Source organism: Hydrogenophaga sp. (assembly GCF_030158645.1).
Lineage (GTDB): Bacteria > Pseudomonadota > Gammaproteobacteria > Burkholderiales > Burkholderiaceae_C > Hydrogenophaga.
Map to the genome: position 1 here is coordinate 1 of NZ_JAOASO010000119.1, position 7,120 is coordinate 7,120.

General features: G+C 69.4%; 9 protein-coding genes. 6 read left to right on the plus strand and 3 right to left on the minus strand.

Features of this window, described 5'->3' with window-relative positions; translation table 11 throughout:
- Window positions 1–145: 145 nt before the first annotated feature.
- From Q1W68_RS13120 to Q1W68_RS13140, 5 genes are all read left to right on the plus strand, one after another.
- Window positions 146–499 carry a YciI family protein gene (locus Q1W68_RS13120; protein WP_300651011.1) on the plus strand — a complete coding sequence of 118 codons (354 nt, stop codon included), beginning with the start codon at window positions 146–148 and terminating at the stop codon, window positions 497–499.
- Window positions 500–576: 77 nt separating this feature from the next.
- On the plus strand, window positions 577–1,002 hold the full coding sequence (locus Q1W68_RS13125) for a YciI family protein (RefSeq protein ID WP_300651013.1): 426 nt from the start codon (window positions 577–579) through the stop codon (window positions 1,000–1,002).
- Window positions 1,003–1,016: 14 nt separating this feature from the next.
- On the plus strand, window positions 1,017–1,427 hold the full coding sequence (locus Q1W68_RS13130; protein WP_300651016.1) for a VOC family protein: 411 nt from the start codon (window positions 1,017–1,019) through the stop codon (window positions 1,425–1,427).
- A gap of 6 nt (window positions 1,428–1,433) precedes the next feature.
- Window positions 1,434–2,705, plus strand: a complete 1,272-nt coding sequence (locus tag Q1W68_RS13135; protein WP_300651023.1) for an RNA polymerase sigma factor — start codon at window positions 1,434–1,436, stop codon at window positions 2,703–2,705.
- A gap of 83 nt (window positions 2,706–2,788) precedes the next feature.
- Entirely contained in the window at window positions 2,789–3,955 is a 1,167-nt protein-coding gene (locus Q1W68_RS13140) for an NAD(P)/FAD-dependent oxidoreductase (RefSeq protein WP_300651019.1), read from the plus strand.
- On the opposite strand, the gene Q1W68_RS13145 is transcribed toward Q1W68_RS13140, so the two are convergent.
- From Q1W68_RS13145 to Q1W68_RS13155, 3 genes are read right to left on the minus strand one after another with little or no spacing between them, the layout of a single operon-like run.
- Entirely contained in the window at window positions 3,946–5,058 is a 1,113-nt protein-coding gene (locus tag Q1W68_RS13145; protein WP_300716924.1) for an NADH:flavin oxidoreductase/NADH oxidase, read from the minus strand. The genes Q1W68_RS13140 and Q1W68_RS13145 overlap by 10 nt on opposite strands.
- A gap of 43 nt (window positions 5,059–5,101) precedes the next feature.
- Entirely contained in the window at window positions 5,102–5,545 is a 444-nt protein-coding gene (locus Q1W68_RS13150; RefSeq protein WP_300653285.1) for a hypothetical protein, read from the minus strand.
- A 3-nt stretch (window positions 5,546–5,548) separates the two neighbouring features.
- Entirely contained in the window at window positions 5,549–6,784 is a 1,236-nt protein-coding gene (locus tag Q1W68_RS13155; protein WP_300653287.1) for a saccharopine dehydrogenase NADP-binding domain-containing protein, read from the minus strand.
- 143 nt (window positions 6,785–6,927) lie between these two features.
- Here Q1W68_RS13155 and Q1W68_RS13160 point away from each other — a divergent pair.
- A partial coding sequence (locus Q1W68_RS13160) for a TetR family transcriptional regulator (protein ID WP_300660265.1) occupies window positions 6,928–7,120 on the plus strand: 193 nt, incomplete at its 3' end.

Sequence of the window (7,120 nt, forward strand, 5' to 3'; positions counted from 1 at the left end):
GCGGGGGTGGTGTCGGTCATGGGAAGGATCGTATCGGCGCCGGCGCGGTGTTGCAGCGCCGTGCGCCAAGACCCCAATCGAGGTGTCCAAGAAACCCCGCGCTGTGTAGGATGTTTAGCCTGCTGCCGACCGACGGGAAACCACCATGGCCTACATGCTGCTGATCATCGAACCCACCACCCAGCGCGCCACGCGCACCGAGGCCGAGGGCCGCGAGGTGTATGGCCGCATGCAACGTTTTGGCGAAGCCTTGCAGGCGCAGGGCAAGCTCAAGGCGTCCGAGTCGCTGGCATCCCAGGCCAGTGCGGTGCGTGTGTCCACCGCCGCCGGGCAGGCCAAGGTGATGGACGGCCCGTTTGCCGAAGCCAAGGAAATGGTGGGCGGCTTCTTTCTGCTCGACTGCGACAGCCTGGATGAAGCCGTGGCCATTGCCCACGCCTGCCCGGCGGCCGAGTGGGCCACGGTGGAGGTGCGGGCGCTGGCACCTTGTTACGAATGAGCGTGTCGAAAACGCCGCCGCTGCTTCGTCGTACCGGTTGAAACCCCACCACCGACCCCTTTCACCCGGAGAAGCCCATGCGATTCATGATCATCGTCAAGTCCTGCGACGAATTCGAAGCCGAGACCACACCCGCGCCCGACGAGGCGCTCATGGCCGAGATGGTGCGTTACCACGAAGAGCTGGCCCAGGCCGGCGTGTTGCTCGACGGCTCGGGCCTGCACCCCAGCCGCCAGGGCTGGCGTGTGCACCACGGAGCCGATGGCAGCCAGCACATCGTCGACGGTCCGTTCGCCGAGGCCAAGCAGCTGATCGCCGGCTACACGCTGATCCAGGTGCGCTCGCGCGAGGAAGCCCTGGCCTGGAGCCGCCGTTTCCCCAACCCGGCCGGCCGCGGCAAGGACGCCGTGATCGAGCTGCGCCAGCTTTACGAACTCGACGACTTCCCGCCCAGCCAGCCGCTGGACGATTTCAAGAAGCTCGACACCACCCTGAAAAACTGAGCCGGAGAACTACCATGCTGCGCCAGATCTTCGTCAACCTGCCCATCCAGGACATGGCCCGCTCGCAGGCCTTCTTCAAAGCCCTGGGCCTGAGCTTCAACCCGCGCTTCACCAACGAGCAGGGCGCCTGCCTGGAGATCGCGCCGAACATCTTCGCGATGCTGCTGGTGGAACCCTTTTTTCAGGGCTTCACCCGGCTCCCGATTGCCGACGCGAAGAAGACCACCGAGGTGCTGATCGCGCTCTCGTGCGACAGCCGCGCCGAGGTGGGCGAACTGGTGGCCAAGGCCGTGGCCGCCGGCGCCACCACGCCCAACACACCCATGGACCACGGCTTCATGTTTCAGCACGGTTTTGCCGACCTGGATGGTCATCAGTGGGAGGTGTTCTGGATGGATGAGAGCGCCGCGCCTGCGCAAATGTGACGTGGCCTGATGCATTCCGGCGTTCACCAGGCCATCGCCACCACCTGGCGCCTGGAGTCCGCGCGCATCACCGCGCACGTGGCGCGCGTGGTGCGCGACGTGGGCGTGGCCGAAGAGTTGGCACACGACGCGCTGGTGGCCGCACTCGAACACTGGCCCACGCAAGGCGTGCCCGACAACCCCGCCGCGTGGCTCATGACCACCGCGAAGCGCCGCGCGCTGGACCACCTGCGCCACCGCCAGATGGCCGAGTCGCGGCACGAGGACATCGCCGCCGACCGCGAAGCCTTGGGGGCCGACCACGTGCCGGATTTTGTGGACGCGCTCGGCGAGGCGCGGCAGGACGACATCGGTGACGACCTGCTGCGCCTGGTGTTCACCGCCTGCCACCCCGTGCTCTCGACCGACGCCCGCGTGGCGCTCACGCTGAAGCTGCTGGGTGGCCTCACCACGCACGAGATCGCACGCGCCTACCTCGTGCCCGAAACCACCATCGCGCAGCGCATCGTGCGCGCCAAAAAAACGCTCAGCGAAGCGGGTGTGCCGTTCGAGGTGCCGCGCGGTGATGCGCTGGGCGAGCGCCTGGCCTCGGTGCTGGAGGTGGTGTACCTCGTGTTCAACGAGGGCTACACCGCCACCAGTGGCGGCGACTGGATGCGGCCCGCCCTGTGCGACGAAGCCCTGCGCCTGGGGCGCATGCTGGCCGGCATTGCGCCGCAGCAGGCCGAGGTGCACGGTCTGCTCGCACTGCTGGAGCTCCAGGCATCGCGCGCCGCTGCCCGCACCGACGCCCAGGGCCGCCCGGTGTTGCTGGCCGACCAGGACCGCAGCCGCTGGGATCCCTTGCTCATCCGCCGGGGACTGGCGGCCCTGGCGCGCGCCGAGTCCCTGGCGCCCGCGGCGGGGCCGTACCAGCTGCAGGCCAGCATGGCCGCCTGCCACGCGCGTGCGGTGCGGGCCCAAGACACCGACTGGGCGCGCATCGCTGCGCTCTATGGCGAGCTGGCGCGCGTGGCGCCGTCGCCGGTGGTGGAACTCAACCGGGCGGTGGCCGTGGCCATGCACGCGGGGCCGGCCGCCGGCCTGTTGATCGTGGATGCCCTGGTGCACCACAAGGCCCTGCGCGGCTACCACTGGTTGCCCAGCGTGCGGGGCGACCTGCTGGCCCGGCTCGGGCGTGGCGCCGAGGCCCGGGCCGAGTTCGAACGCGCCGCCGCCCTGGCCGGCAACGAGCGGGAGCGAACTTTCCTGCTGGAACGCGCGCAGAGTCTGCGCTGATCTGTGGTCCTTTGGCCCGGGTACAAGCCCTCATGGCGCGGCCCCCGCGCGGCCCCCACACTCGTCGAAAACAACGAGTGTTCATGGACATCACACCCACCACGCGCAGCGAGGTCGACACGCTCGTCATCGGCGCCGGCCCCGCTGGCCTGGCCACCGCCGCGTGCCTGGCCCGACACGGCGAGCGCTCGCTGGTGATCGATCAGGCGGGCGAGGTGGCGTCCAGCTGGTGCCAGCACTACGAGCGCCTGCACCTGCACACCGTCAACACCCACTCGGCGTTGCCAGGTTTGCCGTTTCCCGACGGTGCGCCGCGTTACGTGTCCCGGCTGGGCGTGGTGGACTACCTCACGCGCTACGCCGATCGCCACGGCATCGAACCCGAACTCGGCGAGACCGTGCTGGACATCGCACCCTCAACGACCGGCGCAGGCTGGAACACGCGCACCGCGAGCGGCCGGCTCATCGCTTCGCGGCAGGTGGTCGTCGCCACCGGCGCCAACCGCCGTCCGCGCGCCCCCACCTTGCCGGGTCAGGACCATTTCGGCGGGCGCGTGCTGCACAGCCGTGAGTACCGCAACGCCAAACCCTTCGCCAACCAGCGGGTGCTCGTGGTGGGCATGGGCAACACCGGCGCCGAAATCGCACTCGACCTGGTGGAGCACGGGGTGCGCGCCGCGCTCTCGGTGCGCTCGCCGATCAACATCGTTTACCGCGACGTGCTGGGCCGTCCGACCCAGCTCTCCAGCATCCTGCTCAGCAAGCTGCCACCCGCTGTGGGTGACGCAGCCGCCACGTTGCTGCGCAACCTCAGCGTGGGCGACCTCGGCCGCTACGGCCTGCACACGGCCGACGTGTCACCGCTGCGCCAGCTGCGCGAAGACGGCAAGACACCGGTGATCGACGTCGGTACGGTGGCGCGCATCAAGAGCGGTGACATCCAGGTCTACCCCGGCATCCAGACGCTGCTGCACGGCGGCGTGCGTTTCACCGACGGCACCGAACACCCGTTCGACACGGTGCTGCTGGCCACGGGCTACGACGCGGCGCTCCACGAACTGTTTCCTGCCACGCCCCTGCCGCTGGACGCGCGCGGCATGCCCGTCGACGTGGTGGGGCGGGGCGCACTCGCCGGGGTGTATTTCGTGGGGTTTGATGTTCGCCAGCCCGGCGGGCTGCTGCGCGCCATCGCGGCGCAGGCGCAGCGCGTGGCGGACCACATCGCCGGCACCGAGAGCGTTCAGCGCTGACCGATCTTCACGTCGCCGAACAGCTGGCTCATGCCGCGCGGCTGGCTGCGCCAGTACTGCGGTGGGGCGTCCACCTGTGCGCCGAGCTTCGCGGCGGCGTGCCAGGGCCAGCGCGGGTCGTACAGCATCGCTCGGGCCAGGGCCACGAGGTCGGCGCGGCCGCTGGCGATGATGGCTTCGGCCTGCTCGGGTTCGGTGATCAGCCCCACGGCGATGGTCGGCAGGCCCACCGCGCGCTTGACCTGCTCGGCCAGTGGCACCTGGTAGTCGGGGCCGAGCGGAATCTGCTGCAGCGGCGAGATGCCCGCACTGGAGACATGCATGAAGTGGCAGCCACGTTTCTGGAGCTCGTGGCCGAACACCACGCACTGCTCGGCGTCCCAGCCACCCTCCACCCAGTCGGTACCGGAGAGGCGCATGCCCAGCGCCATGTTGGCCGGCAGCACGGCGGCCACTGCGTCGAACACCGCCAGCGGGAAACGCATGCGGTTCTCCAGCGAGCCGCCGTATTCGTCGGTGCGCTGGTTGGCAATGGGGGAGAGGAACTGGTGCAGCAGGTAGCCGTGGGCCGCGTGCAGTTCGATCGCGTCGATGCCGATGCGCTGGGCGCGCAGGGCCGCGTCGACGAACGCTTGCTTGATGCGGTCCAGGCCCGACGCGTCGAGTGCGTGCGGCGGTGGCTCGTGCGCCAGGTGTGGAATGGCCGAGGGCGCCAGCGTGTCCCAGCCGCCGTCTTCAGGCGCGATGAGCTGGCCGCCTTCCCACGGTGTGCGGCTCGATGCCTTGCGGCCCGCGTGCGACAGCTGGATCGCCATCGGCATGGCCGAGTGCTGGCGCACCTGGCGCAGCACCTCGCCCAGCGCCTGTTCGTTCGCCTCGTTCCACAAGCCCAGGTCGGTGGGTGAAATGCGGCCCTCGGGCGTGACCGCCGTGGCCTCCAGGATCAGCAGGCCCGCGCCCGAGAGCGCGAGGTGGCCGAGGTGGATCAGGTGCCAGTCGGTGGCGTTGCCGTGGTCCGCCGAGTACTGGCACATGGGCGCGATCACGATGCGGTTTTTCAGGTGCAGGGGGCCGAGTTCGAAAGAAGAAAAGAGCTGACTCACGGGCGTTCCTTGAAAGCAGAGGAAAAGGGTTGAAGGGGGGCGCTCAGGCGCCTGCTTCGGGGTCGAAGACCAGGTGTTCGCGCACCCAGTCGGCGGCGTTGGCGTACACCTCGCCTTGCGAACCCACGGCCACGTAGTCGGGGTGGCGCACTTCCAGCGGGCCTTCCAGCGTGGCCAGCAGGGCGACTGTGTCGGGCGGCACCTGCACCAGCCGGCTGCGCTCCAACTTGCGGTAGCGCCCGGGTCCGGCCGCCTCGTAGGTCCGCTCGAACAAGTCCTTCTTGATCGGGTAGGCCGTGCCGTCGTCCAGCACCACCACCCAGTCCAGGGCCGGGTCGGCCGTGAGCTCGCCCCAGGCCACGGCGAAGGTCTCGCTGCCGCGCGGTTCGCGAATGGCCACGGTGAAGCGGCGCGACGCCGTGCGCGGCGCACCCCAGGCGTTCGGGATCGCGCTGGCGTGGCCGATGGAGACGCGCTGTTCGGGCATGGATCAGCGGGTCGGTGGGTTGTTGACGATCTCGAAGCTCAAACCCGCGCGCTCCTGCAGCCGGCGCACGAGCGTGAGGCCCATGGCCGCGCCCGGCGTCCACACACCACCGGGGGTCATGTCCCGATCGATTTCACGCGCCAGGCACAGCGCGGCTTCCCCGATCAGTTTGCAGGTGGAGCCGTAGCCCGGGTCGCGGTCACCCTTGACGCGGGCGCGCAGGGTGCGGCCGTCGGCGGTCTGCCCGATGAAGAGCACCTCGTAGCGACCCTTCTCGCGCTGTTCCTGGGTCGGACCTTGTCCGGGCTGCGGCAAGGCAAAGCGGCGGATGAGCGCGCGTGTGGGACCAAACCCGAGCAGCGCGTTCTGCACCCGCGTGTTGCGCGCCAGGGCCTTGGCGCGTTTTTCGCCGCCATCACCCGTGCCGGTGAGCATGCGTTCGCTGTAGACAAAATCGGCACCCCAGGGATGACCGCGCAGCGCGTGGGTACGGTGCACGTTCTTGGTGTTGATGGGCGCCATCACAAACGGGCCAGTCCACGACTGCGCGAGTTCGTCGAACGCGGCGGCGCTGTCGTCGGGCTGGTGAGGGCCACGAAAGCCCGGCGTGAGCGCAAACGGGTCGGCGAGTGTTCGCGCCAGCGCCGGGTCGCGCCCGGCGGCCTCCAGCGTGGCGATCAGGCTGGCTGCGGTGCCCCCGGAGAATCCGCCCTTCATCACCTTCACCCGGCCGTGCACCCGCACCAGCGGCACGCCCAGCCGCTGCAAGGCTTCCTGCTGCAGGTAGACCACACCGAGGTCGAAGGGGATGGAGTCGAAGCCGCACGAGAACACGATGCGCGCGCCACTCGCCGCCGCCGGGCCCTGCAGCCGCGGGATCATCTGCGCCATCCAGCCCGGCTCGCCGCACAGGTCCACGTAGTCGGTGCCCGCGTGCGCACAGGCGTCCACCAGTGCCTGGCCGTGCTGCTGGTACGGTCCCACGGTGGTGATCACCACGCGGGCCTGCGCCACCAGTTGCGCCAGCGCTTGAGCGTCGGTGGCGTCGGCCACCAGCAGCGGCAGGTCGGTACCGATGCCCAGCGAATCGCGCACCTGGGTCAACTTCTCCCGGCTGCGCCCGGCCATGGCCCACGCCACCCCGCCGTTGGTGCCATAGGTGGTGTGCAGGTACTCGGCCACCAGCCGCCCGGTGAAGCCGGTGGCGCCGAACACGATGATGTCGAAGGTTTTGTGCATGCGGCATGGTCGCAGAAACCGGGGTGTGCACGACCCGTCTCAGGGTATGCACGGGGCCGCGATGTCGAGCCGGAGACAGCTGCTCACATTTTCACAAAGCAATTGCTTGTTGAAATTCAGCGGCACTGCTATGGTCTTTGTCCATGAACCTGGACATTCCCGAATCCCTGGCTGGCGAGGCGCCGCGCCGATCGCGTGGGCGGCCGCGCAAGACCGCCGATGAGCGCGACGACGGCAACCGGCGGCGCGAGCTGGTCAGTGGTGCCGCGAAATTGTTCAGAGCGCAGGGTTTTGCCGGCACCAGCACGCGCGACATCGCCACCGCCGTGGGCATGC